The sequence below is a fragment of the Micromonospora sp. NPDC048843 genome, assembly GCF_040649965.1.
In the GTDB taxonomy this organism is placed as follows: domain Bacteria; phylum Actinomycetota; class Actinomycetes; order Mycobacteriales; family Micromonosporaceae; genus Micromonospora; species Micromonospora hortensis.
Map to the genome: position 1 here is coordinate 1 of NZ_JBEZGJ010000106.1, position 25,785 is coordinate 25,785.

The window sequence follows — 25,785 nt, forward strand, 5'->3', positions numbered from 1 at the left end:
CGGCGATGCTCTGCGCGCTGGTGGAGACCGCCACCCAGCGCCCGTCGGCACACCGGTAGGTGTTGCGCGGGGCGTTGTTGTTGGACCGGTTGCCCAGCCGGGGCTGGACGTAGCCGAGCTGGTCGTACCAGGTGATCTGCGGCCCGAGCATCGCCATGATCGGCTCGATGATGGCGAGGTCGACCACCTGACCGACGCCGGTGACGTCGCGAGCCCGCAGGGCGAGCATCACCGCGTACGCGGCGGCGAGCGCGCTCACCGAGTCGGCCAGCCCGAACGGGGGCAGCGTGGGCGGCCCGTCCGGTTCCCCGGTGGCCGCGGCGAAACCGCTCATCGCCTCGGCGAGGGTGCCGAAGCCGGGCCGCCGGGCGTACGGCCCGACCTGCCCGAACCCACTGATCCGGGTGATCACCAGCCGGGGGTTGACGGCGTGCAGCTCGGCCGGGCCGAGCCCCCACCGCTCCAGGGTTCCGGGGCGGAAGTTCTCCACCAGCACGTCGGCGTCGGCGAGCAGCCGGCGCAGCAGCTCCGCGCCGTCCGGGTCGGAGAGGTTGAGGGTGACGGTGCGCTTGTTGCGGCCGAGCACCTTCCACCAGAGCCCGACGCCGTCGCGGGCCGGGCCGTGCCCCCGCGACGGGTCCGGCTTGGCCGGATGCTCCACCTTGATCACGTCGGCGCCGAAGTCACCGAGGAACGCCGCCGCGAGCGGCCCGGCGAAGAGGGTGGCCAGGTCGACGACAGTGACGCCGTGCAGTGGCGCGGTCACCGGGCCACCTCCGGCAGGTCGGCCGCACAGCGGAAGCCGACCTGTTCGGAGCGGGCGAGACCGGCGCCGGTGAGCAGCAGCTTCACCGACACGTCCGCCGGTTGCGGGCCTCCGTCGAGGTACCAGTCGGAGCCCTCCGCCCGGTACTGGGCGCCACCCTTGAGGATGGCGAAGCGGGTACGGCCGTCGGAGTGCTCGCTCTCGGTCAGGTTCCACACCAGCGGTTCCCGCCGTACGAGCAGTCCCGCCTCGGCCGCGACCTGCCACTCGTCCTCGGTGGGCAGGCGCAGCCCGGCCCAGGTCGCGTACGCCCGCGCGTCGGCCAACTCGACCCCGGTCACCGGGGCGTCGGCCGGGCCGGAGCCGGCGGTGAACCGCTCCGGGCGCACCGGAACGTAGCCGGTGGCGCGCAGGAACTCGGCGTACTCGCCGTGGGTGACCTCGTGCACGGCGATGGCGAACCGGCCGAGCCGCACACTGCGGCGCAGCGTCCCGCTGTGGTGCAGCCGAGGCGGCAGGGGCTTCCACTCGTCGACGTAGGGCGCCTCGCCGTACAGCCCGGCCTCCCGTACCCGGTGCCGGACGACCAGCTCGTGCCGGCCGCCCTCGACGCCGACCAGGCCCGGCGGCACCTGCGCTAGCGGCGTCCACGGCGTACGGACGCGCACCGCCGCACGGGCCGGGAAGGACGGGTCGCCGGTCGGCGGCTCGTGCCGGTGCGCGGAGGCGAGTCCGCGCGCCACGGCCGCGATCGCGCCGGCCGGGAGCGGGCCGCCCACCGCCAGTCGACCGTCGGCGGTCTCGGTGACTGTCAACTCGGCACCGGTGACCAGGTCGACGAAGTGCCGGCCGGCGCTCGGGTCGGTGACCAGCCACGGGCCGTCGTGGTCCGCGCCCCGGTTCACCACCGTCCACAGCGGCTCGTCGTCGTGCGTCCAGCGGGACGCGTACACCTGGCCGTCGCCGGGATGGTCGGCGAGCGGCACCCAGTCCTCGGCGCGCAACCACGCCGCGTGGCTGGCCTGCACCCGGCGCATCGCCCGCAGCACCGCGCGGTCCCGCTCGTTCCAGCCGACCCAGACGCCGAAGACGCTCTCCCAGACCAGCACGCCGACGCCGTTGAGCCAGGCGGAGTGCAGCTCGTCGAGGTGGTCGCGGTGCCAGCGCCGGGTGTGGTGCAGCACGTGCCGTCGCTCGAACCACTTCGCCCGCAGCACGCCGGGCACCTCGGAGTCGGCGAACCACTGCGCCCAGGACATCGCGTGGTCGGCGATGCGGGCCAGCGGCACCCGACTCTCGCCCTCCAGGACCATGCCGGGGCGCACCGCGTCCAGCGCGGCGCGCAGCTCCCCGGCACCCTCCTTGAGGGTGTCCAGGAAGACCCCGTCGACGCCGAGCTTGCCGGCCAGCGTGGCGACCTCCTCGGCGTCGCTGCCCGGCTCGCGCCGGGTGCCGGTGTCCCACGGGTTGTAGTCGACGAAGACCTTCACCCCACGTTGCTGGAACGCGCGCACCACCTCGGGCAGCTCCGGTACGTCCCGGTACCAGTCGAACTGGTTACGGTCGTCGAGGCCGATCACCGGGTACGCGTGCCAGAGCACCACCCCGTCGAAGCCGCCGAAGTCCCGCCCTGCCGCGTCGAGGAACTCGTCGACTGTGAAGACGCCGCGTTCGTGGTCGTAGAGCGTCTCGTCCCAGAGCCAGGCCAGGCAGACGCTGAAGCAGTCACCGGCGATCTCGTCGTAGTGCTCGCCGACGTAGCCGATCCGGTCCCGGGCGTCGACCCGCCACCGGGCGATCTGCTCCCGCCAGGCCGGCCAGTCGGCCGGGTCGTTCGGCGCGGCGAAGATCTTCGCCTCGTCCAGGGTGCTCAGGTCGGCGTGCCCGCCCAACGGCACCTCGGTCGGCCGGTCGATCGGGCGTGGGACGTACGGGTTGAAGCTCACTGTGCACCTCGGTAGGTCGCGTCGTAGAGGGCGTCGATGGCCGGCCGGTCGGGCAGGGCTGTCGACGCTCCGGGCCGCTGGGCGCAGGCCGCGCCGGCGGCGCAGGCCCAGCGCAGGCTGGCGGTGACGGTGTCCTCGCTGGTGGCGCCGTGTTCGGCCCAGCTCACGGCGAGCGCGCCGGTGAACGCGTCACCGGCGGCTGTGGTGTCCACGGCGTCGATCTGCGGCGCCGGGACCGCGAGACGCAGGCCGTGTCGATCGGCGTACGCGGCCCCGCGCGCGCCGAGGGTCAGCACCACCCGGGGCACCAGCATCAGCAGGGCGTCGAGCAGCACCGGTGGGTCGTCGGAGGCGACCTCGGCGACGACAGCCGCCTCGTGCTCGTTGACCACCAGCACGTCGACCAGGTCGAGCAGTGCGGTGGGCAGCGCGGCGGCGGGCGCGGCGTTCAGCACCACAGTGGTGCCGTCGGCCCGGGCCCAGTGCGCCGCCTGGAGCACGGCGGTCAGCGGCACCTCGAGTTGCAGCAGCAGCACGTCAGCCGCCGCGATCGTCGCCCGGTCGTCCGCGTCCAGCTCGGTCAGCGTGCCGTTGGCACCGGGCGCGACCAGAATGAAGTTCTCCGCGTCCCGGTCGACGGCGATCAACGCGACACCCGAGGGACCGGCGGCGGTCCGCAGACCACTGACGTCCACGCCGGCGTCGACGAGACTCGCCCGCATCCGGGTGCCGAACTCGTCGTCGCCGACCGCGCCCACGAAGTCGCAGGCCGCTCCGGCCCGGGCGGCGGCGACGGCCTGGTTGGCGCCCTTGCCGCCGGGTACGGTCCGGAAGTCCTCACCGAGCACCGTCTCACCGGGGCGGGGCAGCCGCGACGCCGTGACCACCAGGTCCAGGTTGCTGCTGCCCACCACCGCCACCCGCGCGCTCATGCCACGCTCCCTTCCGTCGGCGGCTGCGCCAGGGCGAGGGTCCGCTCGGCCAGCTCGTCGAAGCCGATCCCGTCGAAGCCGCCAATGCTGCTGGCCAGCCGGTTGTGCAGCGGGGCGACCCAACGCGGCGGCAGCCCGGACGCGCCGGTGAGCGCTCCGGTCACCGCGCCGACTGTCGCGCCGGTCGAGTCGGTGTCCCAGCCGCCGCTGACCACAGCGGTGATCGACCGTTCCAGGTCCCCCCGCCCGTACGCCAGGGCGGCGGCCACCAGCGCGGCGTTGTTGCGCACGTGCACCCAGTGCAGGTGGCCGTGTCGTGCGTACAGCTCGTCGACCACGCGTTCCCAGTCGTCGGTGCCCGCGCCGAGGGCACGCGCCTCGCGGACGGTGGCGGCGAACCGGCTACCCGGCGGCAGCACCGCCTCGGCGGCGTCCAGCACCTCGTCCACAGTGTCGGCCACCGGGGCGGCGGCGGCCAGCGCCGCCGCCCAGATCGCGCCGTGCACCCCACCCCGGACGTGGCTGACAGTCGCGTCCCGCACCGCCAGTTCGGCGGCGCGGTCCGGCCGGCCGGGGTTGACCCAGCCGTACACGTCGGTGCGGATCTGCGCGCCGATCCACTCCCGGAACGGGTTGTGCCGGCGGGCGCTCTGCGGCGGCGGGTACCCGAGCAACAGGTTGCGGTAGGCCACCCGCTCGGCGGTGAAGACCCGCCCGCCGGGCAGCCAGTCCAGCCACGCCTGTGCCACGTCGGCGCTGGTGAAGCCCCGACCGTGCGTCTCCAGCACGCGCAGGGCCAGCAACGCGTAGTTCAGGTCGTCGTCCTCGGGCATCCCGTCGATGTTCTCGGCGAGGCTGGTCGGCGCGCTGCGCCTGTTCCACGGCCAGCGGGCGGCCACGTCGGCCGGGAGTCCCTTCGCTGTGAACCAGTCGCGCAGTGGCCATCGTTCGGTAGCGGTGAGGATCTCCCGGATGCCCTCGCGCGGAATCTTCTCCACCGGCTTGCCGAGCAGGCAGCCGACCGCCCGGCCGAGCCACCCGCCGTGCAGCCTGTCGTACGCCGCCTCGGTCGGCAGCGACCAGCTGGTCGGCCAGCCGGCGCGCAGCGTGACCAGGTCGTCGGCCTCGTCGGCGGTGTCGACGGCGGGCACCGCGTCGGCGGCGTCCAGCAACTCCGTGGCGAGGGCCCGCAGCCGCGGCGACGCCGGGGTCACCGACGCCCCGCTGACCGGTGGGGTCAGGTCCCCGCCGGCCGCCGTCCACCGCTGGGCGATCGCGGCGACGTCGCGCCCCTCGTCCCGGCTGGCCGCCAGCTCGTGCGGCAACAGGTCCTCCGGCTGAACCCAGGTGATCCTCACCGGGTCTCGCCCCCAACCCCCCGGGTGGCTCCGGCGGCCAGCCCGGCGAACCGCTCCGCCCGGCGGGCGAACCGGGCCTGGTCGCGCTCGAAGACCTCGCCGGCCACCGCGGCCAGGACCCGGGCCGGCTCCACCAGGTCGGTCTTGGAGGCGGTGGCGACCACGTCGGACCACTCCGCCGGCACCGCGTCGGCGCCACCGAGCGCCCCGGCGATGGCGGCGGCCATGGTGGCTGTGGAGTCGGCGTCCCGGCCGTAGTTGACCGAGCCGAGCACCGCGGCCCGGAAGTCGCCGCCGGCCACCACGAGCATGCCGAGAGCCACCGGCAGTTCCTCGATGGCGTGCAGCCGACTGGGTCGCCGCGCGCCGAGGCCGGGGCTGCGGTACTCCTCCCCCACCGTGTCGTAGGGAGCGACAGCGGCCCGCAGCGCCGGGATGGCCTGCTTCCAGTCGTGGTGGCCGCGAGCCTCCTTGACCACCGCGTCGATGGCCGCGCGGGTGCCGTCGCGGGCCAGGTCCAGCGCCGCGGCGACGACGTCGTCGACGCCCGCGCCGGGAGTCGCGGCCGCCGCGACCGAGGCCGCGAACACGGCGGCGGCCTCCCGCCCGTAGCTGTGCTGGTGCGCGCCGGCGATCTCCACCGCCTCGGCGTACGCACCGGCCGGGTCGCCCGCGTTGACGATGCCGACCGGGGCCATGTACATGGCCGCGCCACAGTTGACGATGTTGCCGACCCCTGCCTCGCGCGGGTCAGCGTGGGCGTGGTGCAGTCGGGTTACCAGCCACCGTTCGGCGGCCGCGAGCCGGTGGAAGGTCACCCCGTCGCGCTCCAGGTCGGGGATGTACACCACCCGCTCGATCAGGTCGGGAACCAGCAGCTCCACCACGTCGTACGCGTCGAGGTGGTCCCGTTTGGCCGCGTAGGCGCGGACCAGGGCGTGGGTCATCAACGTGTCGTCGGTGAGGTGCCCGTCGCCCTTGTGGTACGGCGCGAGGGGTCGCGCGGTGGCCCAGTCGGCGTGGTACGGGGGCACGATGCCCTCGACCCAGCCGCCGAAGCGGGTACGGATCTGCTCGGGCAGCGCCGTCTCGGTGGCGCCACCCAGGGCGTCTCCGACCGCGGCGCCAACCAGGCAACCGACCGATGTGTCGAGCAAGAGAGACATGTCGTTACCTCAGAACCTGCTTGCCACCGTCGACCAGCTGCGTGCCGAGCTGATCGAGGGTGATCTTGTTGGCGAAGTACTGCTGGAGGGCCGGGGTGGCGTACTTGGTCTTCCACTCCGGGTAGCCGTCGGCCTGCTGGAACGGGGCGACGGTCAGGTCCGTTGCGCTGTCCGCGGCGACGTCCCAGCCCTGCTTGCCGGCGGTGAGCTTGACCAGTTCCTCGTTGGCCTGCTTGCCGGTCGGCACCAACCAGTCGCCCTTGGCCAGGGCGGCCATGTTGGTCGGGTTCAGGAAGTACTCCAGGAACTGCGCGGCCTGCTTCTTGTGCTTGCTGTCCTCGGAGATCGACAGCGTCTGCGGGTTGGCGGCCTGCTTGGTGGAGAGCCCCTTGATCGGGGGCAGGGTTACCCACTCGAAGCCGGCCGGCGCCTGCTCGACCATCTGCTGGCGCAGCGACACCGAGCCGGGCAGCATCGCGTACTTGCCGCCGAAGAACCCGGGCAGGGTGTCCGCGCCGCTCATGCCGAGCGCCTCCGGGGAGGCCGACTTGGCGGTGTAGAGCATGTCGTGGATCCGCTTCGGGATCTCCTTCTCGGCGTCACCGACCTTGACCTCGGTGCGGCCACCGTCGCCGTAGAAGAACGTGCCGTCGTAGTTGAGCGCGAGGTTCAGCACCCTGTTGGTCGGCGACTTCAGCGCCCAGGCCGCGCCGTACTGGCCGGGCTTGGTGAGCTTCTGCGCGTTGGCCTGGAACTCGTCCCAGGTCCAGCCGCCGTCGGCCGGCGGCACCGCGACACCGGCGGCGTCGAGCAGCTTCTTGTTGGCGATGACGACCTGCGACTCCAGCAGGAACGGCACACCGGTGACCTTGCCGTCGACGGTGGCGGTGTCCCAGATGCCCTTGTCGATCTGGCCCTTCAGATCGTCCGAGACCAGGTCGGAGAGGTCGGCCAGGTAGCCCTGCTTGCTGAACTCGCCGATCGAGGACGCCTCGTAGTGCACGATGTCCGGCGCGTCGCCGCCCTCGAACGAGGTGAGCAGTTGGTCGTGCACCGAGTTCCAGTCACCCTGGACGTACTCGACCTGGATGTCCGGGTGCTCGGCGTTCCACTTGGCGACCAGGTCCTTGTTTACCTGCAACGACTCCTTCTGCCAGGCGAGGCTGAGGAAGCGCAGCTTGGCCGGGCCGGAGGCGGCCTCGTCGTCGCCGCCGGCACCGCACGCGGTGAGCGCGCCGAGGCCGACGACCGTGACCGCGGCGGCCGCCGCGAGTCGACGGAATCGGGTACGGAGCATGGGGGTTACCTCCTTGGTGGTGGTGGTTGGGGGGACGGGTCAGCCCTTGACAGCGCCCGCGAGCGACCCGGACGAGAGCCGGCGCTGCATGAACGCGAAGAAGATCAGGCTGGGCAGCGTGGCCAGCAGTGAGCCGGCGGCCAGGGGTCCCAGGCGGGCGGTGCCCTCGATGCCGACGAACCGGGCCAGCGCCACCGGCAGGGTGGCCAGCTCCGGAGTCTTGATCAGCACCAGCGCGAAGAAGAACTCGTTCCAGGCCGAGATGAAGGAGAACAGCGCGGTCGCGACCAGGCCCGGGGCGAGCAGCGGGAAGACCACCCGCCGCAGGACCTGCACCCGGGTCGCGCCGTCGACCGAGGCGGCCTCCTCCAGTTCCCTCGGAATGTTGCGGACGAAGCCCTGCAGCATCCACAGCGCGAACGGCAGCGCCCAGACCACGTAGATCAGCACCAGCCCGGCGTGCGTGTTGGCGAGGCCGACCTGCCGCAGCACCAGGAAGATCGGGATGATCAGCAGCACGAACGGGAAGAGCTGGGACAGCAGCACCCAGCCCAGCGCGGCGGTGCCGAGCTTGGAGCGGAACCGGGCGAGGGCGTACGACGCCGGCATGGCGATCAGCACTGTCAGCACCGCCGAGGCGAGGGAGACCTGGAGGCTGTTGAGCGCCGCCCGGCCCAGCTCCTGTTCGGTGAAGGCCTGGACGAAGTTCTGCAGTGTCGGGTTGTCCGGGATCAACGTCGGGTGCAGGCGTACCAGTTCGCGCGGCGGTTTGAACGCCGTGGAGAGCAGCCAGACCAGCGGGAACCCGAGGAAGATCAGATAACCGGCGAGCGCCAGGTACTGCAGCGTCCGGCTCGTGCGGCTCGGTTTTCCGAACATGTCAGTTCGCCTCCCTGAGCCGGCGACGGAGATAGACAGCGAGCAGCGCGATGATGATCACGACCATGACGTTGCCGAGCGCCGCCGCGTAGCCGTAGTTGCCGTAGCGGAACGCCTCCTCGTACGCGAACAGCATCGGCAGCATCGTCTTGCCGCCCGGTCCACCGGCGGTGAGCACGTAGACCAGGCCGAACGAGTTGAAGTTCCAGATGAAGTCCAGCGAGGTGATCGCCACGATCACCGGTGCCAGCGCGGGCAACGTGACGTGCCGGAACCGGTGCCAGGTGCTGGCCCCGTCCACCGCCGCCGCCTCGTGCAGCTCGCGACCCACGCCCTGCAGGCCGGCGAGCAGGACGACTGTGGTCTGCGGCATGCCCGCCCAGACCCCGACGATGATCACCGCGGGCAGGGCGGTGCTGAAATCGCCCAGCCAGTTCGTCCGCAGTCCGTCGGCGCCGACGCGGTGGAAGAACTCGTTGATCAGGCCGGCGTCGGGGTGGTAGACGAGCTTCCACAGGATGCCGACCACGACGGGCGGCATCGCCCACGGCACGACGGCCAGCACCCGCGCCACACCGCGGAACCGCAGTTGCTGGTTGAGCAGCAGCGCCAGCCCGAGGGCGAGCAGGAACTGCAACACCGTCACCCCGACCGCCCAGAGCAGGCCGATCTTGAACGAGTTCCAGAACAGCTCGTCACCGAGGAGTTCGCGGTAGTTGGCCAGGCCGGTGAAGCTGACCTCGACGTTGCGACCGGCGCGGGCGTCGGTGAATCCGAGGTAGATGCCCCGCAGCAGCGGGAACACCGACAGCACCAGGATCGGCAGCAGCGACGGCAGCAACAGAAGGTAGATGGTGGTGCGGTCGGAGCGGAACCGGTTCGGTCGGCGGGCCGGCTCGGCCCGCTCGACGTCCGGCCGCTCGGCCAGGGTGGTCATGCGGTCACCCCTTCGCTGGACGGGACGGTGGTAGGTGGGCCGGCCGGCCCGGTGGCGGGTCGAGGGACCGGCAGGGTCGCGGCGCTGGACGCGCGTACGACGAGACTTGGCGGCACCTGCTCGCGCCGCGGCGGCACTGTGGCGTCGGCGATGCGTTGCAGGAGCAGTTCGGCGGCTCGGCGACCACGCTCGGCCGAGCCGAGCGAGACGCTGGAGAGCTGGGGAAACATCATCCGGGCCAGTTCGGTGTCGTCCATGCCGACCAGGGCGACGTCCTGCGGCACCCGACGACCGGCGACCAGCAGGGCGTGCAACGCGCCGACCGCGATGAGGTCGTTGGCGCAGACCAGAGCGTCCGGGTCAGCGCGGGCGAGTAGTCGCTCGGTGGCGGCACGACCGGCCGCGTACTGGAAGTCGCCGACCTCGATCAGCTCGGCGTCGAGCGGGATGCCGTGTCGGGCCAGGGCGGCCCGGAACCCGGCGTCGCGGGCGGCGCCCGGGACGGTGTCGAGCGGGCCGTTGACGAAGCCGATCCGCCGTCGGCCGGTGGCGACGAGATGGTCCACTGCCAGCGCCACACCGTGCCGCGAGTCGGTACGCACGTTGTCGATCGGAGCGTCCGCGCCGAGCTGACCGACGACCACCACCGGCACCGGACTGTCCACCAGCGCGGTGAGGTGGTCGTCGGTGACCCGGATCGGCGAGACGATCATGCCGTCCACGTAGCGGTTGGCCAGTCGTCGCAGCAGAGCGGTCTCGTTGTCGATCCGCCCGCCGGTGGCGTGCACCAGCAGTTGCCGCCCGGAGGACGCGACCACGGCCTCGATGGCCCGCATCATCTCCACGTAGACCGGGTTGCCGATGTCCTCCACCGCGAGCGCGATCAGACCGGTGCGCTGGGACTGCAACGACCTGGCGATCGCGTTGGGCACGTAGCCCACCTCGGCCGCCGCCTCGCGAACCTTGCGGATCGTCTCGGGGCTGCCGCCGACGCCGTTGAGCACCCGCGAGGCGGACGCGATGGAGACGCCGGCGCGGGCGGCGACGGTGTGCACCGTGGGCCGACCGTCAGCCGGTTCCTGTAAACGTTTACGACCCACGTTCGGCACCTCCACCCGATAGCTGTAAACGTTTCCGGGGAGTCTGCTCCGTAGGCGGCGGAGAGGTCAACCCCCCGTTACGAAAACGTTTCCAACCCCCGTACCAGCGAACCCACCGCCGTTGATCAAGAGGTTTGCGTCATCCCGCTCGGCGTGGCGTGACGCGAACCTCTTGATCACCGACCTAAGGGCGAGGCAACGTCAGGGGCAGCTCTCGGGCTGGCCAGCGGGAGCGGAGTCGGCGGTCATGGCTGGCCACGACGATGGCACCTGGGCCGACGCCCAGGGCGTCCTCCAGCTCGTCGCAGAGCGTCGGCGAGAGGTGGTTGGTGGGCTCGTCAAGCAGCAGCAGCTCCGGCGGATCGGCGACGAGCGCCGCCAGGGCGAGCCGACGGCGCTGCCCCACCGACAGGTCGGCCACCGGGCGGTCGAGGTCCGCCGGGGCGAGCAGCCCAAGGGACGACAGCGGTACGACAGCGGCCCGTTCCATCCCGACGGCCGCCTCGAAGACCTGCCGGGCCGTCCGCCGCGCATCGGCGAAGACGGTGTCCTGGGCGAGCAGGCCGACCCGCAGCTCCGGTCGTCGCCAGAGCGTTCCGGCACCGGCCAGGTGGCCGGCGAGGACGGCGAGCAGAGTCGACTTGCCCGCGCCATTGGGGCCGGTCACCAACAACCGGTCGCGGGCCTTGAGCTCCAGGTGCGCCACCCGTAGTCGGCCCGGAATCTCCAGCCGGTCCGCCGTGACGATGACCCCGTCGCTGTCGCCGACGGCGAGCGCCGGCACGTGGAAGCGCAACGGCTCCGACGGCACCGGAACGGGGTCGCGCTCGATCGTCTCCAGTCGACGGGCGGCGTCGCGGACGCGACGGGAGATCTGGTTCTGCACGCGGCCGGCGGTGTGCCCGTACCCCATCTTCTCGCTGTCGCGCGGGCCCCGGCCGTGGGCGACCTGGTGCCCGGTCACGGCGGCGGCCTCGCGCAGCTCGGCGAGGAGCGCCTGCTCGTCGTCGTAGCGTCGGCGCCACCGTTGCGCCTCGGCGCGCTTCGCCGTCAGGTACGCGGTGTAGCCGCCGCCGAAGCGGACCGGCCCGTCGACCGCCGGGTCCAGGTCGATGAGATCGGTGCAGACCGCGTCCAGGAAGGCCCGGTCGTGACTGGCCACCACTACCACCCCCGGCATGGCACGAAGCTGGTCCTCGCAGAACGCCGCCGCCGCGTCGTCGAGATGGTTGGTGGGCTCGTCGAGCAGCAGCGCGCTCGGTCGGCGGATCAGCATCGCCGCAAGGGCGAGCCGGCCGCGTTGCCCGCCGGAGAGCGCGCCCAACGTCCGGTCGTGGGGCAGCCCGCCGAGGCCGAGGCCGTCGAGGACCGTGCCGGCACGCCGGTCGGCGTCCCAGGCGTCGCGGTCCTGCGCCCGTTCCAGCACCTCGGCGTACGCGGCCAGCAGCCGGTGGTGCTGCTCGGTGCCCTCCGGCGAGTCGGCGAGCGCGACGCCGATCCGGTCCAGCTCGGCGAGGTCGGCGCGGGCGTCGCGCAGCGCGTCGTCGAGGACGGCGGCGATGGTGGTGGGTGCCCGAAAGGGTAGTTCCTGGTGCAGGAAGCCGACGTCCGGTGGGCGCGTGACGGTGCCGGAGTCGGGTACGTCGACGCCGGCCAGGACCCGCAGAAGGGTCGTCTTGCCGGTGCCGTTCTCACCGATCAGGCCGATCCGGTGACCGGGCGCGGCGGTCAGGGAGACGCCGTCGAGCACCCGGCGGTCGCCACGGACCCGCACGAGGTCATGGGCGATGAGAGCAGGTCGAACAGACATGGGGAACCTCGGAGAACGACGATCCGGGGCGCGCACCGGCACCCCGACGGAAGCAGGACATGACGACGAAGGCCGCGGCGACGAAGGCGCGTTCACACGCCCGTCGGCGGCCGGTCCGGGTGCTCACCCGGAGATGTCGTCGTCACCTGCCACGTCTGCTCCGATCTCCGAAAACTCGGGCGCAAGGATAACTCGGCGTCGCGGGCCCCCGCTCAGCTCCCGCCCGTCCGCGGGCCTGCCCGCAGCGAGTCGATGGTGAGGTCGAGGACGGCTTCGAGGTGGTCGATCTTTCCGGTGGAGAGCAGCAGCAGTACCCCACCCTGAATGCCGGCGAGCAGTGCCGCGGCGGCCCGGTCGGCGTCGAGCGCCGGGTCGATGTCGCCGGTCGACTGCATGTGCCGGATCCCCTCGGTGATCGCCTTCTGCCAGCGCCACATGAGCCCGGTCACGATGGCCTGCGCGCCGGGCGCCCGCCGGCCGGTCTGTCCTAGCAGACCGTTGAGGGGGCACTTCACCCCCTGCGCGAGATACCGCTCGATCAGTCGGTCGCGCCAGGCGAACCAGGCCGGCCAGGACGTCAGGTTGCTGAGCATCGGCTCCTGGTCGATGAGCACCTGGTCCGCCTCGTGCTGGGCCACCGCGAGCAGCAATCCCTCCTTCCCGTCGGGGAAGTAGTGAAAGAGCTGGCCCTTGCTGGTGCCGGTGTGGGCCATCACATCCTCGAGGCGTACCTCGTCGACGCCGCGCTCGCGGATCTCGGCGGCGGCGCCGGCGACGATCCGCGCCCGGGTCGCCTCGCCCTTGCGGGTCAACGCCCGTGTCATGAGACCTCCTGCTCTGGACCTGCGGGTCCGACCCTACCTCGGCTTTTGGACTTGCAGGTCCATTTTTGTCGAGCGAAGGTCGGGTACGCACGGTCCGCAGCGGGCCGACACCACGATCGGGAGGGCACCACGATGAACCACTACTACCTGCTCGGGCGGTCCGGTCTGCGGGTGAGCCGGCTGGCGCTGGGCACTATGAACTTCGGCGTCGACGGGTTCCACGCCGCGTACGGCAAGACCGCGGAGGAGGCCGAGCCGATCTTCCGGCAATACCTCGAGTCGGGCGGGAACTTCATCGACACTGCGGACTTCTACACCGCCGGCGAGAGCGAGAAGATCCTCGGCCGCCTGATCGACCGGGCCGGCGTCCGCGAACGGCTCGTGCTCACCAGCAAGTTCACCAACACCGTCGACCCGAGCGACCCGAACGCCAGCGGCAACGGACGCAAGCACATCATGCGGGCCGTGGAGGCGTCACTGCGCCGGCTCGGCACCGACTACATCGACCTGTACCTGCTGCACACCTGGGACCGGATCACCCCGGTCGAGGAGGTCGTGCACACCCTCGACGACCTGGTCCGCGCCGGCAAGATCCGCTACGCCGGGCTCTCGGACGTACCAGCCTGGTACGCGACGCGGGCGCAGAGCTACGCCGAGGCACACGGGCTGGCCCCGATGATCAACCTTCAGCTGCCGTACTCCCTGGTCAACCGGGGCATCGAGGCGGAGTACGTAGCGATGGCCCAGACCATGGGCATGGGCCTCACCGCGTGGAGCCCGATCGCCAGCGGCTTGCTCAGCGGCAAGTACCGGCGCACCGGTGACGGCCTGAGCGGGACCGGCCGGTTGACCAACCCGGACACCGGAGGTCGCCAGGTCAGCGCCAGCGAGTGGAAGGTCATCGAGGCTCTGGAAGGCGTCGCCGCCGACCTGGGCCGCAGCATGGCCCAGGTCGCGATCAACTGGGTCGCCACCCAGCCCGCCGTCGCCTCGGTGATCATCGGGGCGAGCAGCGCCGAACAGGTCAGCAGCAACTTCGAGGCGCTCGACTTCGAGATCCCGGCCGATGCCCGTCGCCGCCTCGACGAGGCCAGCGCGCCGGAACTGGGGGTGCCCTACGTGATGTTCACCCCGCAGTACCAGTCCTGGGTGGTGAGCCCCGGCCTCGGTATCGGCGACAAGCCGGCCGGCTACGCCCCTCCGGTGTTCAACAGCGCCACCCAGCCCACCGCGTAGAGCGGACCTCGGGCCAAGGCACGAGACAGAGGCCTTCGCGGCGACAGCATCACCGCGAAGGCCTCTGCGCCTACTGGCCCTCCACCGAAGCGTCTCCCTGGGGAGTGCGACCAGCAGGCGCGCGCCTCGGTCAATCCCGGTTCGCCACCGACAGCAGCGCTGGGAGTGTCATGCCCAGTTGGCGCAGGATGTCGTCGTGGCTGCCCCCGGAGGAGATCCAGCCTTCGCCCGCGTTCACGCTGCATACCTCGCGATCGGGCATGAGGAGCGCCAGTGCCGCCGCCACGCTCCCGCCGGGCCGATGTTCCTCGACGACAACGAAGCGCGCGGCCTTCGCGCTGAGGTGTAGCGCCGCCTGCGCCAGTGCGCCCTGGTCCAGGTAGCACAGGTGGGCGTGGGACAGGGTTGGCTGCTCCGCGACGGCACGCAGACTCAGCTCCGTGCCCTTCTCACCGACGGAAACGAGACAGGTCTCGCCGTCGCCCTCATGGTCCCAGGTCACGAAGTCCGGGGACCGGCGGTCACCTGCCAGACTCTCGTAGCCTTGATTGCGCCCTAGTCGGATGTAGTGCGGACGGCCTCCCGCAAGGGCGTTGTGCAGCACCGCCCGGGTCTCGTCGCCGCCGTACGGCGCGGCGAGCGCGATGCCGGGCATGCTCTGGACCACGGCGAAGTCCTCCAGGCAGTGGTGTGTGGTGCCGAGCCAACCCCCGGAGACCCCGGCGTAGGGCGCGACGATCGTCACTGGTGCGCCCAGGTAGCCGAGACCGAGTTTCATGCTCTCGCCGGCCCGCAGCACGGCGAAAGTGGCGAAGGTGCTGACAAAGGGCCGGTAGCCCGCGCTCGCCAGCGACACCGCGATGTCGATCATCGCTGCCTCCGCGATGCCCAGGTTGAAGAACCGGTCCGGATGGGCGTCCGCGAAGGGATGCCGTTGCCCACCCAGATCGGCTTCCAGACACAGGATGCGATCGTCCTGGCGGGCCATCTCGGTCAGTTCTCTGCGGTAGATCTCCCGTGAAGGGACCGGGGCGGCGCTCACCGCAGGGCCTGCGTCCACCGATGTGCCTGCTCAGGCGAGGCTGTGACGTAGTGCGAGCCAGCCCGGCCCTCGAGTTCGGCGATGCCCTTGGCCTTCACCGTCCGAGCGATGACGGCAAGCGGCCTGTCGCCGCGGGCGTCGTGGGCGGTGAGTGTCTGGTTCAGTTGGGTCGGGTCGTGCCCATCCACCTCGACCGTGTCGAACCCGAAGGCACGGAACCTGTCCGACAGGTGCGGCATGGCCGAGATGTCGTTGACCGCGCCGTCGTTCTGGTAGCCGTTGCGATCGACGACCACGATCAGGTTCCCCAGCCTCTGCGCGGCCGCCACCTGGCAGGCCTCCCACGTGAGCCCCTCTTGGAGTTCACCGTCACCGACCACGGCCACCGTCAATCCACCGTTGTCGCGTAGTCGGCAGGCCATACTCCAGCCCACCGCGTATGCCAGTCCGTGGCCGAGACTGCCTGTTGGGAAGCGGATACCGCGAAGCGCGGGGTTGGGGTGCCCGGTGAACGGACTGCCGTCCCGTCCGTACTGCTCGGACGGGTCCTCGGCGAGGATTCCCGAGGCGTGCAACGCGGCGTAGAGGCCCGCGGCGGCGTGACCCTTGCTGAGGACGACCTCGGATTCGGGTACGCCGCTGACGAAGTCGAACGCCGCCACGAGTATGTCGATGACCGAGAGGCTGCCGCCGAGATGACAGCCGGTCGGGCCGGCCGCCATCCGGACCGCGAGCCGACGGGCATGTCGTGCTCGGGCATGTAGGTGCGTGTCGCTCGCGGCGCCGGTGTCGCCACTTCGCAGTGTGGAGACAGTCACAGCGGACTCCCTGTGGTGAGCTGGTTGCCGTAGTAGGCGCCCGCGCCATGCTTGCGGGTGAAGTGGCGGTCCAGCAACCACTGTGGCGCGGACGCGGTGGGGTTCAGCGACAGCGTCTTCAGGGCCATCTCGGCGACCGCCTCGCAGACGATCGCGTTCTCCACCGACTTGAGCGGGTTCGCCGCCCAGGTGAACGGTCCGTGGTTGGCGGCGAGGGCGACCGGCCCGGCCAGCGCCTCGGCCTCTGCCCCGATGAGCTCGATGATCGCGCGAGCGGTGTTGAATTCGTAGTCACTGTCGCATTCGTCGGCCGTCAGGTCCCGGGTCACCCGGATCGGACCGGCGAACGTGTCGGCATGCGTGGTACCGAGCACCGGTATGTCCCGGCCGGCCTGCGCGAAGGCGACGGCGTGCGTGGAATGGGTGTGGGTCACCCCGCCAATCGACAACCATTGCAGGTAGAGCGCGCGATGGGTCTCGCTGTCGACGGAGGGCTTGAGGTTCCCGACGGTGACCCGACCGGTCTCCAGGTCCACCGGGACAAGGAGATCGGCCGTGAGGTCCTGGTACGCCACACCGGAAGGCTTGATCACATAGATGCCTGCCTCCCGGTCGACCCCGCTCACGTTTCCCCAGGTCAGCGCGGCGAGGCCGGCCTGGGGAATGATGCGGTTCGCGGTGAGGACTGCGTCGCGCAGGTCGGTCGATCCGGCCGTACTCATCGAAGATGCTGCCTCTCAGCTCGGGGATGCAGGTCGGCGGCGACACGGAAGCCGATGTCGGCCGACCAGTAGTCCGCAGGTTCGTGATGGCGGTACGCCGGCCGGCACATGTCGAAGAAGGAGTTCATGGCCCCACCACGACACACCCGGTTGCCATGCGCCGTGGCGTTGACCGGGTCGAGCAGCGGCGAGGTCTGGTAATAGGTGCTGTCATACGTGTCGTAACACCATTCCCAAACATTCCCCAACAGATCGAAGATGCCGGCCGAATTGGGGCACCGGGTGCCCACCGCGTGCACCCGGTCCCCAGAGTTGTGACTGAACCAGGCCCTGGTCTCGAGATCGACCGGCACGTCCGGACAATCGATGCGACAGGCCCCTTCCCATTCCGCCTCGGTTGGTAGCCGACCGCCGATCCAATCACAGAACATCGCCGCCTGGAACCAGGTGACATTCACCACCGGCAGCTGAGGATCCAGGCCGACGACGTGGTCCGGCGCGTACTGCGCATACAGTTCGTTGGTGACACAGGTACGCATTATCGCGAAGGACGAGATCGTGACCTCGTGGGACGGCGTCTCGCCGCAGTACACCATCTCGGCCTGCTTCTCGGTGCCCATCGTGTAGGTCGTTTCCGTTACCGTGGCCAGCAGCGGGTCGAGCAGTTCACGTCGGCGGATCTGTCGGGCGAGGACCCGTTCGCGGCCGTAACGGCTCGTCTCGACCGCCCGTGCGGCCGTGTCAGACATGGTCAAGAGTGCGTCCCCGTTCGTCGATGAGGTCGATCTCCATCTCCGCGACCCGCCCCCCGTCAGCCAGGGAGAACGCGCGGACCTGGGGATAGTTCCGATTTCGCAGCACTATCAAGAGATGCCAGAGCTGGGGGGAGGGATGGAGGTCGACGTCCACTGTGGCCAGGAGACCCGGATGGCGCTGATGGCTGTGGAAGACGCCAACCTCGTGCAGGCCCGCGTCACGGATATGCCGGGCGACCCGCCAGGACTCCTCCGGAGTGGCCAGGAACCCGGCGTCGTCGTGGTCGATGAAGTACTGACCGTATTTGATGAACTCCGCGCGCCAGTCATCCCGGACGTTGTCCTCGAAAAAGACGAAATCGGTGGGTGTTCCACCTGGCTCATCGGCCAGAAAATAGCCGAAAGTCTTGCGGGGGAAGCGTTCTTCCACCGCCATCAGGAAGCGGTCGAGTAAATGGCGATCCAGCCGCAGTAGCTCTGTCACAGTACGATCCTTCGACGCTGTGGCGGGGGCAATGTTAACGCTCACAATCCGTACCCGTCAATAGCTTATCCGCTTTCACCTAACGACGTGGCGTAGTCGCACCAGCCACGATACCGGCGCAGTGTAGACGCTGACGCGGATGCTCGCGGCCCCGCTTTTCGGACATTTTCCCGACAGGGCGCACTCGGGGCTTTTACCGAGTTGACACCCCACTCGGCACCATGCTAGAAAGACCAACGTCTACGTCCGTTTACCAGATGTTAACCTTCGGGCCATCGCCCGTCGGGGGGACCGCAAGCCCTGCTCAACCGATCATCGTCGCTGCCCACGGGGGGAAACGCTCACGATGGCCATGTTCGGCGTTCCATTTTTCGGCCTGGCCGGCCGCCGGTCAGGTCCTCGGCCGCCTCGCGGCGAGCCGTGTCTCACGCACACCGCTACGCCCGCATCGCTCGTTCGGTGCAGCGGCGGCCGAGGAGTCCGTTCGTGACCACCCGGACGGTCAACACCGAGCCCCTCGAGGCCGGCTCGCTGCCCCCGGACATGTTCGCTCGCGCGGTCGAGTACGTCTGCCACGAGCGCAACCTCTACCGCGTCTTCACCCACAGCTACGGGCTGCGGCACTTTCCCCTGCTCCATCTCGACCGCTTCGCCTCCTGGCAACATTCGGCCGGGGTCGAGCCGCTGGTCGCCCGATACAACGCGCTCGAACCGTTTCTGGACCGCCACGTCCGGCAACGGATCGTTACCGGCCTGGACCACATCTTCGAGGTCCTCGGCGAGCTGTTCACGAAGGGCCACAAGGCCACGGTCAACATGTGGGTCACCTACCCCGACGGATCGTCGTTCGTGACATCCGCCCTGCTCGAGGGCATGGATGACCAGGAGGTCGTCTACTACACGAAGATCAACGAGACGACCAACGTGACCTGCCGCCCGCTGGCCCGGGACAAGTTCCTGAGCCTCCTGGATCCGGAGGACGGCCAGGTCGAGCTCGACGTCCTGCGCCACTCTTCGGCTCTCGCCGAGATCGCCACGATGGACGGCACCGACGCGATGCGCCGAATCTTCGCCGACCTGTACGGCTACCGCTGGCACGGCGACGACCTCCATCTCGGCGCCCAGAAGGTGGGTCTCGATCTGGACGCGTTCGAGGCACTGGCGGCGGATCTGCGACGCTCGGCCGAGCAGATCCTCACGCCGGACGGCGTCCCGAAACAGCAGCAGTTCCGCCTGCACAAGCACATCCGCAACCGGTTCATGCCGATCCAGTTCTATCTCGCGCACGTCCGGGCCGACACAACACTGGCAGCCGCCCTCATGCCGGGCCTCCTGGCGCGAGTGGAATCGGTTGTCGCCGCCATGGACACGGCCCTCGGCGACGTCCTGAAATTTGCCAGCCTGCTCGTGCAGAAACCGGTTCCGGCCATGCTCGATCTGCACATCGCAGCGATCCTCCGCCTTCGGGACGTACTGCCGGCCTACCAGGCGGTCAATCTCGACGTTCTACGTTCGATTACGCGGTGAGAGTGGACCGCACTCCGCAGTAGAGCAGGACCACTCTCGCCCCGATCCGGCAACGTTGTCGGCAGGACGACAAAGCGCCCCGTCGGCACACGTTGATCTTCCTTTTGTTTGAATGATACCGTCCACAGTGGAACTGTTTGATCGCGGGTCCGTGTACACATGTCGCGATCGACGCATCGGAATCAACGGCGATCCGATGCCCAGCCCTCTCTCATTGCCACCGCCTCAGCGGTGGTCCGATCGTGGGAGCCTCACATAGAAGCCGTGATTCTTGAGCGCCGCCTTCTCGACCGTTTCGTCGAGGACGTGAGTCGGCGCTTCCCCGCCAAGCTTTTTGGATTCTTCCTCTCCACCCGACGGTTTGGTCCGCCGACCGACTACATCATCATGGAAGAGAACATCCGGGACGAGTGGCTGACCGAATTCCACGCGTACGGCAACTATTACGTCGATCACGACGACGCCGGCTTCCTGTGCACTCCGGAGGAGACCTGGCGGGTCGAGCGGGCCATCCGTGATGCCGGCCTGGTCAAGGTCGGCGTCTTCCACAGCCACCAACGCCACCCGGGAATCCTGACGTCGGTGGACGTCGACTTCCACCCGTCCCCGGATCTGTGGCACCTGCTGGTCGTGCTTCGCAATCTCTCTTACCCGTTGGTCCGGACATTCGAGGTCACCGACGCCGGCCGGGTCACCGAACTGCCACACGTCGTCGTCGACGGCTCCGACCAGCCGCGGGCCGTCGCGTGACAGGGCCCACCGCCGTGCGCTCGGCGTACCGGGACCTGACCACGACGACCGATCGCGCCGAGCTCGCCCGCCAACTCGGCGCGATCTTCCGGCTGACCGAAGACGGAAAACCGGTCGTCACCGACGGCGAGACGCTGTCCCACGCGTGGCGGGCCGCCGCTCGCCTGCAACCCGACGAGTACGCCGAACTGACCGCAACCTGGCTTCAGGCGGGTCGGCAGCAGCTGGAAGCGTCGTGTCTCGCGAATCTGGTCCGGTTGCCCGGAGGCTCGTTCCCGATGGGCACCAGCTCCGGCACGACACCCGTGTACTGCGGCGAGGAGCCTGAGCACGAGGTCACCCTCGACGCCTTCGCGATCGGCCGGGTGCAGGTGACGAACTCGGTGTTCCGAATGTTCCGGCCCGACCACGCTCCCGGGGCCGATCCCGACCTGCCGGTTGCCGACGTCACCTGGTACGACGCGCAGATGTTCTGCCGCTGGGCGGGTGTACGCCTGCCGACGGAGGCGGAGTGGGAGTTCGCCAGCCGGGGTGGGCGGTCGGATCCCTATGGCGACGTCGCCGTGCAGGATCTTGGCGCCTATGCGTGGTGCAGCGAGAACTCGCAGGGTGACCTGCATCCGGTGGGCACTCGCAAAGCCAACGCGTACGGCCTGCACGATCTCTTCGGCAACGTGTGGGAGTGGTGCGCGGACTCCTATGCCGCCGACTTCTACCAGCGGTCCCCCGCCCGCAATCCCCGCAATCTTGAGGACACCACCGAGCGAGTGTGCCGCGGTGGCAGTCTGCACGCCTTCACCGACATGTGCCGTTGCGCGTTCCGCCACCACGAACCGGCGGACTACTGGGCCTACGACATCGGGTTCCGGATCGCCGCGGATCTCGATCCCGTCGAGTAGCCGAGCCGACAAACCACACCGAGAAGAGTCGAAATTCATGCTGACCCTGACGCTGCCAAACTTCATCTCCGACCTGGTCACGAAAAACGGCACCACCAAGTCGAGCAAGATACGTGTGTCGGCCACCAGCGTCGCCGATCTGCACACCTTCTTCACCACCTGCCATCCGGCGGCCGGCTCCCGCATCTTCGAAGCCGACGGTTCGGTCCGCAGGAACATCATTCTCGTGGTGAACGATGAGCTGGTCCACAATTCACAGTATTCGCAGATCACGTTCGACGACGGCGACGAACTCGCTCTGTTGATCCAGTTCGCCGGCGGATGACCGACGGTCCCGTCATCCGTCCGCGCCGCTTACGTTAGGAAAGTCACATGACCAGCAACATCCGCGAGTTCGAAGCGTCGTCGCTTCCGCCGGACCTTTACGAACGCGCCATCGAATACGTCTGTTACGAGCGCAACTTTTACTACATCTACTCCGGGTCGTACGGGTTCGAAGCCTTCCCACTGGTTCATTTGGACCGGTTCCTCGGCTGGCGGCACGCCCTCGGAGCGGAGCCGCTGTACCCGTTGCACAACGGCTTCGCGGATCTGCTCGACACGTACGTGCGCGACAGCGGGAGCACCACTGTGGAGGGCTTCCGCACCGCGCTTCACAACCTGTTCACCGAGGGACACAAGGTCTCGGTGAACATGTGGGTCTCGCACACCGACGGCACCCCGTACGTGACGTCGGTGCTGCTCGAAGGCATGGACGAGTCAGGCACCGTCTACTTCACCAAGGTCAACGAGACACTAAACCGGACCTGCTCGCCGCTGACCTTCGCGGAGCTCATGGAGAAGGTCGCTCCGGACGAGGACGGCACTATCGGTCTCACGGTCATCAAGCACTCGGACGTCATCCAAGGACTCGCCGGGCTCGCTCCCGCGGAGGCGTTGCACCACCTCTTCCACGACCTCTACGGCTACCGCTTCGTCAACGGCGAGCTGACCCGGCACGGTACGCCGGTCGTGGCCGACCAGAGCGGCCTCGACGAGCTGCTGGTCCACCTGGACAACCACGAGGACGACGTCCTGGTCGACGGTGCCGTGCCGAAGCAACAGCAGTTCCGGCTCAACAAGCACGTCCGGAATCGTTTCGCTCCGATCCAGTTCTACCTCGACTACGTGCTGACGACACCCGACCTGGCCGCGTCGCTGCCCGACGACCTGGTCGCGCGTACGCGGGCGGAGATGGGTGGTATCGAGCGGGCGTTGAACGACGTGCAGAAGTTCGCCAGCCTCCTCGTCCAGCGCCCCGAGCCACGGATCTACCGGATGTACGTCGACTCGGTTCGTGCTCTGCGCTCGCTTCTCCCCGCCTACCAGCAGGTCAACCTGGATGTGCTCGCGGCACTGACGGTAGGTGGTGGCGAGCAGGCCGTGAAGACCGACTGGATCCCGCGATTGTTCGGCGGCTATCTCTCGGACGACGTCATCGCCAAGGTCATCGGTGACTACCCGGCACACCGGGACGTGCCGCTGACGCAGCTCGGGCTCGACTCGATGGCGGTGATGGGGTTGGTCCTGAACCTGGAGCAGATCTTCGGCCTCCAGATCGACTACGCCACCTTCGACATCGCCACCCTGCGCACAATGGGTTCCATCGAGCGGTACCTGGCCGAGGCGCGGGCCGAGGCCAACGCATGATCATCCCGGTGTCCCGGGCGGTGACAAACCCCGCCGTGCAGCACACGCTGCGCACTCAGGTGCTCTACCACTTCCCGGCGGTCTCCTCGGTCTCGTTCACGCCGGAGCAGGTCGTCGTGGAGTCACCCGCGGTGAACCTCCACGAGGAGGCGGTGTCGGCGCTGGTCAACGAGATCGCCGACAGGTTCGCCGTGCTGCCGGCCGTACCCACACGGGTCTACTACGACTCCGACGACCCGCCGCAGGACCGGCCCGCCCGGCACGATCCGGCGGCGTTCGACGCGGCGGCACGCCAGCTCGCCGCCGAACTGGACGAGGCCCGGAGTTTGCCACCGCGGCGCGCGCTGGCCGCGCGGCGCACCCCAGCCGGCCGCGGTCTCAATCTCTACGGCCACGAGATCGCGGCGCTGTCGCGTGGGATCGACCAGTTCGTCCGGCGCTTCTACCAGTACGCCTACGGCGCGGAGGAGCTTCGGGTTCCCTCGATGCTGCCGACCGCGGTGGTCGACCGTGCGGGATATTTCGACACCGCCCGTCAACATCTGAGCTTCGTCAGCCCGCTGAACCCGACGCCGCAGACCTTCGCGGGTTTCCTGCCGTACTGGAAGGAGCACGGGGGCAACGGCACTCACCGCGACGAGGGTCTCCGGGACTTCCTCAGCACGCCGGGCGAGGTGCTCAACCCGGCCATGTGCCTGCACTGCTACCCCCTCATCGAAAACACCGAGATCCCGATCGGTGAGCCGGCTGTGTTCACACTGGCCGGCGCGTGCTTCCGTGACGAGTCGGGGAACCTCAACCACGACAACCGGCTCCGCGAGTTCCTCATGCGGGAGGCTGTCTTCGTCGGCGACGAGCTCGCGCTGGAGCGGGCGCACGGCGAGATGGTGGACTTCGTGGTGGCGATGGCCACGTTGTTCGGGCTGGACTTCCGGATGGAGAGCGCGAACGACATCTTCTTCAACGACGGGGCACCGCAGCGGATGTTCTCGCAGCTCGTGTCGGATAACAAGATCGAATTGATGGTCCGCGGGCTGCCGGACGGCGCGCCAATGGCCGCGTCCTCCGTCAACAAACACCAGACCCATTTCACGGTCCCGTTCGGCACGACCAGCGGTGGGCGTCCGGCCCTGTCGATCTGTGTTGGTTTCGGTGTCGACCGGCTTGTGCTGGCACTCGTACGGCGGGCGGCCGAGCAGGAAGGGGACCTGCTGGCGATGCTGTCCGAGTCGATCACCGACCACCTCACCGTCCGGACGGCTCCCGCATGAGGCGCGCCGTCGTCTGCGTCGAGACTCCGGACTTCTTCCTCGACGAGATGGAACGCATCGCCAGCGAGGAGGGCGACGAGGTCTGGGTTCTGTCGCCGGAGGGGCGGCACCGTGATCGTCAGCGCGCCATTCTTGTCGACCCGAGAACCGAGCATGACCGTGCGGTGCAGGAGTTGGCCCGGCTGGTCGGTCAGCCGGACGCCGTACTGACCACCCAGGAGATGTTCCTGACGCAGGCGTCGGCGATCGCCGACGCCTTCAAGGTGGCACGTACACCGCCGGCCGCGGTGGCCGCATCGCGGGACAAGGCGCGGATGAAGGAGATCTGGCTGGCCGCCGGCGTACGAACGCCAAGAGGGCTCTTTCGCAACGCCATCGGCGGTCCCGACCTGGCCCTCGACGGCCTTGAGTTCCCGCTGATCGCCAAGCCTTCTCAGGGTTTCGCGAGTTGCGGTGTGCGGAAGGTGACCACGAGAGCCGAGTTGGACGAGCATCTGCGCAAGATCTTCCTGGTGAACTCCACGGTGGTGGCCAAGGAGCGCCTCGCCAACACCGGATTTCTGGTCGAGGAGTACGTGGATGGGCCGGAGTACTCCATCGACACGATTTGGTTCGACGGAGAACCACTCTGCGACGGGATCCTCATCAAGGGCAACGCGCCCGGCCCCTACTATCCCGACCGGCTCTACCACATGGATCCCCAACTGCCGGCCGCGCGGGCCGATCGAATCAGGGAGATCTCGTACCGGGCGGTGCGGGCGCTCGGCGTCACCAACGGTGCCACCCACACGGAGGTGCGGTTCCGTGACGACGAGCCGTTCGTCCTGGAGACCACCAACCGACCCGGCGCGGGTGGCCTGTTCTACCAGCTCTTCACCAGTGCCTCCGGGGTCGACTTCCACCGGCTGTACTACCTGGCCGCCACCTGTGCCGACAGTGCGGAACTGCGGGCACGCGCGGGCGGCCTGACGCCAAAAGCACTGCCCGACAACGAGTACCCGTTCTGGTACAACCTTCCGCACCGCGGCAGTGGTGTCATCCGCGCGATCACCGGCCTGGAGCAGTTGGCCGGACGTGGCGAGGTCGACCGGTGCCTCAGTTACAAGCAACCCGGTGGCGTGCTCTACCCGGAAGGACTGGAGGCCGACTACTTCGTCTCCGTGCTCGGTGTCTACCGGCCAGGTCCGAGCGACCCACCGATCGCCGACTACGTGCGGCGGTACGACAACATGATCGAGGTTACGTTTTGACGACCGTATCGCCCGGCACGACGACGGAGACCGTCGACCGCCGGCCACTGTGGAACCGTGACTTCGTCACGGTGGCCATCAGCAACCTCGTTTCACGTGCCGGAACGGTGGTCTTCGACGTCGTTCTGGCCTGGTGGTTGGTCCGGGAAACCGGTGCCACTGTGGTGGCGGGCTACGTGCTCGCGGCGTCCACGCTGCCGATCGCCCTGCTCAGCCCACTGAGTGGCGTCCTGGTGGACCGGTGGAACAAGAAGTGGGTGCTGATCGTCACCGATGCGGTCAGTGCGATCGCCGCTGGCGCGGTGGCCGTCATGGCGTATCAGGACG

25 protein-coding genes are annotated in these 25,785 nt (G+C 69.2%); 9 read left to right on the forward strand and 16 right to left on the reverse strand.

What is annotated here, in order from left to right; translation table 11 throughout:
- The 11 genes from AB0C20_RS23070 to AB0C20_RS23120 all read right to left on the reverse strand — a co-directional run.
- On the reverse strand, positions 1-766 hold a 766-nt coding region (locus tag AB0C20_RS23070), incomplete at its 3' end, for a CoA transferase (protein ID WP_357568713.1).
- Positions 763-2,712: an SUMF1/EgtB/PvdO family nonheme iron enzyme gene (locus AB0C20_RS23075; RefSeq protein WP_357568714.1), complete on the reverse strand. Its 1,950-nt coding sequence runs from the start codon at positions 2,710-2,712 to the stop codon at positions 763-765. The genes AB0C20_RS23075 and AB0C20_RS23070, both read right to left, overlap by 4 nt.
- Positions 2,709-3,644 (reverse strand): ribokinase, encoded by a 936-nt coding sequence (locus AB0C20_RS23080; protein ID WP_357568716.1) that lies wholly within the window; start codon positions 3,642-3,644, stop codon positions 2,709-2,711. The genes AB0C20_RS23075 and AB0C20_RS23080 overlap by 4 nt, the downstream gene beginning before the upstream one ends.
- The gene (locus tag AB0C20_RS23085; RefSeq protein WP_357179700.1) at positions 3,641-5,002 is read right to left on the reverse strand and encodes an ADP-ribosylglycohydrolase family protein; all 1,362 of its coding nucleotides are present in this window, start codon (positions 5,000-5,002) and stop codon (positions 3,641-3,643) included. The genes AB0C20_RS23080 and AB0C20_RS23085 overlap by 4 nt, the downstream gene beginning before the upstream one ends.
- The gene (locus tag AB0C20_RS23090; protein ID WP_357179697.1) at positions 4,999-6,168 is read right to left on the reverse strand and encodes an ADP-ribosylglycohydrolase family protein; all 1,170 of its coding nucleotides are present in this window, start codon (positions 6,166-6,168) and stop codon (positions 4,999-5,001) included. Before AB0C20_RS23090 ends, AB0C20_RS23085 begins: the two co-directional genes overlap by 4 nt.
- Positions 6,169-6,172: 4 nt before the next feature.
- Complete coding sequence (locus AB0C20_RS23095; protein WP_357179694.1) at positions 6,173-7,465, reverse strand: sugar ABC transporter substrate-binding protein; 1,293 nt, start codon at positions 7,463-7,465, stop codon at positions 6,173-6,175.
- Between the two features lie 39 nt (positions 7,466-7,504).
- Positions 7,505-8,344: a carbohydrate ABC transporter permease gene (locus AB0C20_RS23100; protein ID WP_357179691.1), complete on the reverse strand. Its 840-nt coding sequence runs from the start codon at positions 8,342-8,344 to the stop codon at positions 7,505-7,507.
- 1 nt (position 8,345) lies between these two features.
- Positions 8,346-9,281, reverse strand: a complete 936-nt coding sequence (locus AB0C20_RS23105) for a sugar ABC transporter permease (RefSeq protein ID WP_357179688.1) — start codon at positions 9,279-9,281, stop codon at positions 8,346-8,348.
- Positions 9,278-10,381 (reverse strand): LacI family DNA-binding transcriptional regulator, encoded by a 1,104-nt coding sequence (locus tag AB0C20_RS23110; RefSeq protein ID WP_357179686.1) that lies wholly within the window; start codon positions 10,379-10,381, stop codon positions 9,278-9,280. Before AB0C20_RS23110 ends, AB0C20_RS23105 begins: the two co-directional genes overlap by 4 nt.
- Before the next feature lie 184 nt (positions 10,382-10,565).
- The gene (locus AB0C20_RS23115) at positions 10,566-12,191 is read right to left on the reverse strand and encodes an ABC-F family ATP-binding cassette domain-containing protein (protein WP_357568717.1); all 1,626 of its coding nucleotides are present in this window, start codon (positions 12,189-12,191) and stop codon (positions 10,566-10,568) included.
- A gap of 212 nt (positions 12,192-12,403) precedes the next feature.
- The gene (locus tag AB0C20_RS23120) at positions 12,404-13,015 is read right to left on the reverse strand and encodes a TetR/AcrR family transcriptional regulator (RefSeq protein WP_357179679.1); all 612 of its coding nucleotides are present in this window, start codon (positions 13,013-13,015) and stop codon (positions 12,404-12,406) included.
- Positions 13,016-13,147: 132 nt separating this feature from the next.
- Between AB0C20_RS23120 and AB0C20_RS23125 the strand changes: the two genes are divergently transcribed.
- A complete protein-coding gene (locus tag AB0C20_RS23125) occupies positions 13,148-14,251 on the forward strand; it encodes an aldo/keto reductase (protein WP_357568718.1) in 1,104 nt (367 codons plus the stop codon).
- Between the two features lie 130 nt (positions 14,252-14,381).
- Here AB0C20_RS23125 and AB0C20_RS23130 read toward each other — a convergent pair whose 3' ends face one another.
- The 5 genes from AB0C20_RS23130 to AB0C20_RS23150 are packed head-to-tail and all read right to left on the reverse strand — an operon-like array spanning position 14,382 to position 18,072.
- Complete coding sequence (locus AB0C20_RS23130; protein ID WP_357568719.1) at positions 14,382-15,311, reverse strand: transketolase; 930 nt, start codon at positions 15,309-15,311, stop codon at positions 14,382-14,384.
- A complete protein-coding gene (locus AB0C20_RS23135) occupies positions 15,290-16,111 on the reverse strand; it encodes a 1-deoxy-D-xylulose-5-phosphate synthase N-terminal domain-containing protein (RefSeq protein ID WP_357179670.1) in 822 nt (273 codons plus the stop codon). The genes AB0C20_RS23130 and AB0C20_RS23135 overlap by 22 nt, the downstream gene beginning before the upstream one ends.
- Positions 16,108-16,833, reverse strand: a complete 726-nt coding sequence (gene araD, locus AB0C20_RS23140) for an L-ribulose-5-phosphate 4-epimerase AraD (protein WP_357179667.1) — start codon at positions 16,831-16,833, stop codon at positions 16,108-16,110. The genes AB0C20_RS23135 and araD overlap by 4 nt, the downstream gene beginning before the upstream one ends.
- A complete protein-coding gene (locus tag AB0C20_RS23145) occupies positions 16,830-17,582 on the reverse strand; it encodes a formylglycine-generating enzyme family protein (RefSeq protein WP_357179664.1) in 753 nt (250 codons plus the stop codon). Before AB0C20_RS23145 ends, araD begins: the two co-directional genes overlap by 4 nt.
- Positions 17,575-18,072, reverse strand: a complete 498-nt coding sequence (locus tag AB0C20_RS23150; protein ID WP_357179661.1) for a hypothetical protein — start codon at positions 18,070-18,072, stop codon at positions 17,575-17,577. The genes AB0C20_RS23145 and AB0C20_RS23150 overlap by 8 nt, the downstream gene beginning before the upstream one ends.
- A gap of 459 nt (positions 18,073-18,531) precedes the next feature.
- Between AB0C20_RS23150 and AB0C20_RS23155 the strand changes: the two genes are divergently transcribed.
- The 8 genes from AB0C20_RS23155 to AB0C20_RS23190 all read left to right on the forward strand — a co-directional run.
- On the forward strand, positions 18,532-19,599 hold the full coding sequence (locus AB0C20_RS23155) for a hypothetical protein (protein ID WP_357568720.1): 1,068 nt from the start codon (positions 18,532-18,534) through the stop codon (positions 19,597-19,599).
- Between the two features lie 264 nt (positions 19,600-19,863).
- Positions 19,864-20,349: a hypothetical protein gene (locus AB0C20_RS23160; protein ID WP_357179655.1), complete on the forward strand. Its 486-nt coding sequence runs from the start codon at positions 19,864-19,866 to the stop codon at positions 20,347-20,349.
- Positions 20,346-21,248, forward strand: coding sequence for a formylglycine-generating enzyme family protein (locus AB0C20_RS23165; RefSeq protein ID WP_357179653.1), 903 nt, complete (start codon positions 20,346-20,348; stop codon positions 21,246-21,248). Before AB0C20_RS23160 ends, AB0C20_RS23165 begins: the two co-directional genes overlap by 4 nt.
- 37 nt (positions 21,249-21,285) lie before the next feature.
- Positions 21,286-21,573, forward strand: a complete 288-nt coding sequence (locus AB0C20_RS23170; RefSeq protein WP_357179650.1) for a MoaD/ThiS family protein — start codon at positions 21,286-21,288, stop codon at positions 21,571-21,573.
- 47 nt (positions 21,574-21,620) lie between these two features.
- Positions 21,621-22,937 carry an acyl carrier protein gene (locus AB0C20_RS23175; RefSeq protein WP_357568722.1) on the forward strand — a complete coding sequence of 439 codons (1,317 nt, stop codon included), beginning with the start codon at positions 21,621-21,623 and terminating at the stop codon, positions 22,935-22,937.
- Positions 22,934-24,208, forward strand: a complete 1,275-nt coding sequence (locus AB0C20_RS23180; protein ID WP_357179643.1) for a hypothetical protein — start codon at positions 22,934-22,936, stop codon at positions 24,206-24,208. The genes AB0C20_RS23175 and AB0C20_RS23180 overlap by 4 nt, the downstream gene beginning before the upstream one ends.
- Complete coding sequence (locus AB0C20_RS23185; protein WP_357568723.1) at positions 24,205-25,458, forward strand: ATP-grasp domain-containing protein; 1,254 nt, start codon at positions 24,205-24,207, stop codon at positions 25,456-25,458. The genes AB0C20_RS23180 and AB0C20_RS23185 overlap by 4 nt, the downstream gene beginning before the upstream one ends.
- A partial coding sequence (locus tag AB0C20_RS23190; protein WP_357568724.1) for an MFS transporter occupies positions 25,455-25,785 on the forward strand: 331 nt, incomplete at its 3' end. The genes AB0C20_RS23185 and AB0C20_RS23190, both read left to right, overlap by 4 nt.

What these genes read in the sequence shown, in the direction of transcription:
- araD (WP_357179667.1), bottom strand. Translation starts at nt 16,833, where the DNA reads ATGAGTACGGCCGGATCGACCGACCTGCGCGACGCAGTCCTCACCGCG.
- AB0C20_RS23115 (WP_357568717.1), bottom strand. Translation starts at nt 12,191, where the DNA reads ATGTCTGTTCGACCTGCTCTCATCGCCCATGACCTCGTGCGGGTCCGT.
- AB0C20_RS23170 (WP_357179650.1), top strand. Translation starts at nt 21,286, where the DNA reads ATGCTGACCCTGACGCTGCCAAACTTCATCTCCGACCTGGTCACGAAA.
- AB0C20_RS23090 (WP_357179697.1), bottom strand. Translation starts at nt 6,168, where the DNA reads ATGTCTCTCTTGCTCGACACATCGGTCGGTTGCCTGGTTGGCGCCGCG.
- AB0C20_RS23125 (WP_357568718.1), top strand. Translation starts at nt 13,148, where the DNA reads ATGAACCACTACTACCTGCTCGGGCGGTCCGGTCTGCGGGTGAGCCGG.
- AB0C20_RS23185 (WP_357568723.1), top strand. Translation starts at nt 24,205, where the DNA reads ATGAGGCGCGCCGTCGTCTGCGTCGAGACTCCGGACTTCTTCCTCGAC.
- AB0C20_RS23145 (WP_357179664.1), bottom strand. Translation starts at nt 17,582, where the DNA reads ATGTCTGACACGGCCGCACGGGCGGTCGAGACGAGCCGTTACGGCCGC.
- AB0C20_RS23175 (WP_357568722.1), top strand. Translation starts at nt 21,621, where the DNA reads ATGACCAGCAACATCCGCGAGTTCGAAGCGTCGTCGCTTCCGCCGGAC.
- AB0C20_RS23095 (WP_357179694.1), bottom strand. Translation starts at nt 7,465, where the DNA reads ATGCTCCGTACCCGATTCCGTCGACTCGCGGCGGCCGCCGCGGTCACG.
- AB0C20_RS23100 (WP_357179691.1), bottom strand. Translation starts at nt 8,344, where the DNA reads ATGTTCGGAAAACCGAGCCGCACGAGCCGGACGCTGCAGTACCTGGCG.
- AB0C20_RS23080 (WP_357568716.1), bottom strand. Translation starts at nt 3,644, where the DNA reads ATGAGCGCGCGGGTGGCGGTGGTGGGCAGCAGCAACCTGGACCTGGTG.
- AB0C20_RS23180 (WP_357179643.1), top strand. Translation starts at nt 22,934, where the DNA reads ATGATCATCCCGGTGTCCCGGGCGGTGACAAACCCCGCCGTGCAGCAC.
- AB0C20_RS23105 (WP_357179688.1), bottom strand. Translation starts at nt 9,281, where the DNA reads ATGACCACCCTGGCCGAGCGGCCGGACGTCGAGCGGGCCGAGCCGGCC.
- AB0C20_RS23120 (WP_357179679.1), bottom strand. Translation starts at nt 13,015, where the DNA reads ATGACACGGGCGTTGACCCGCAAGGGCGAGGCGACCCGGGCGCGGATC.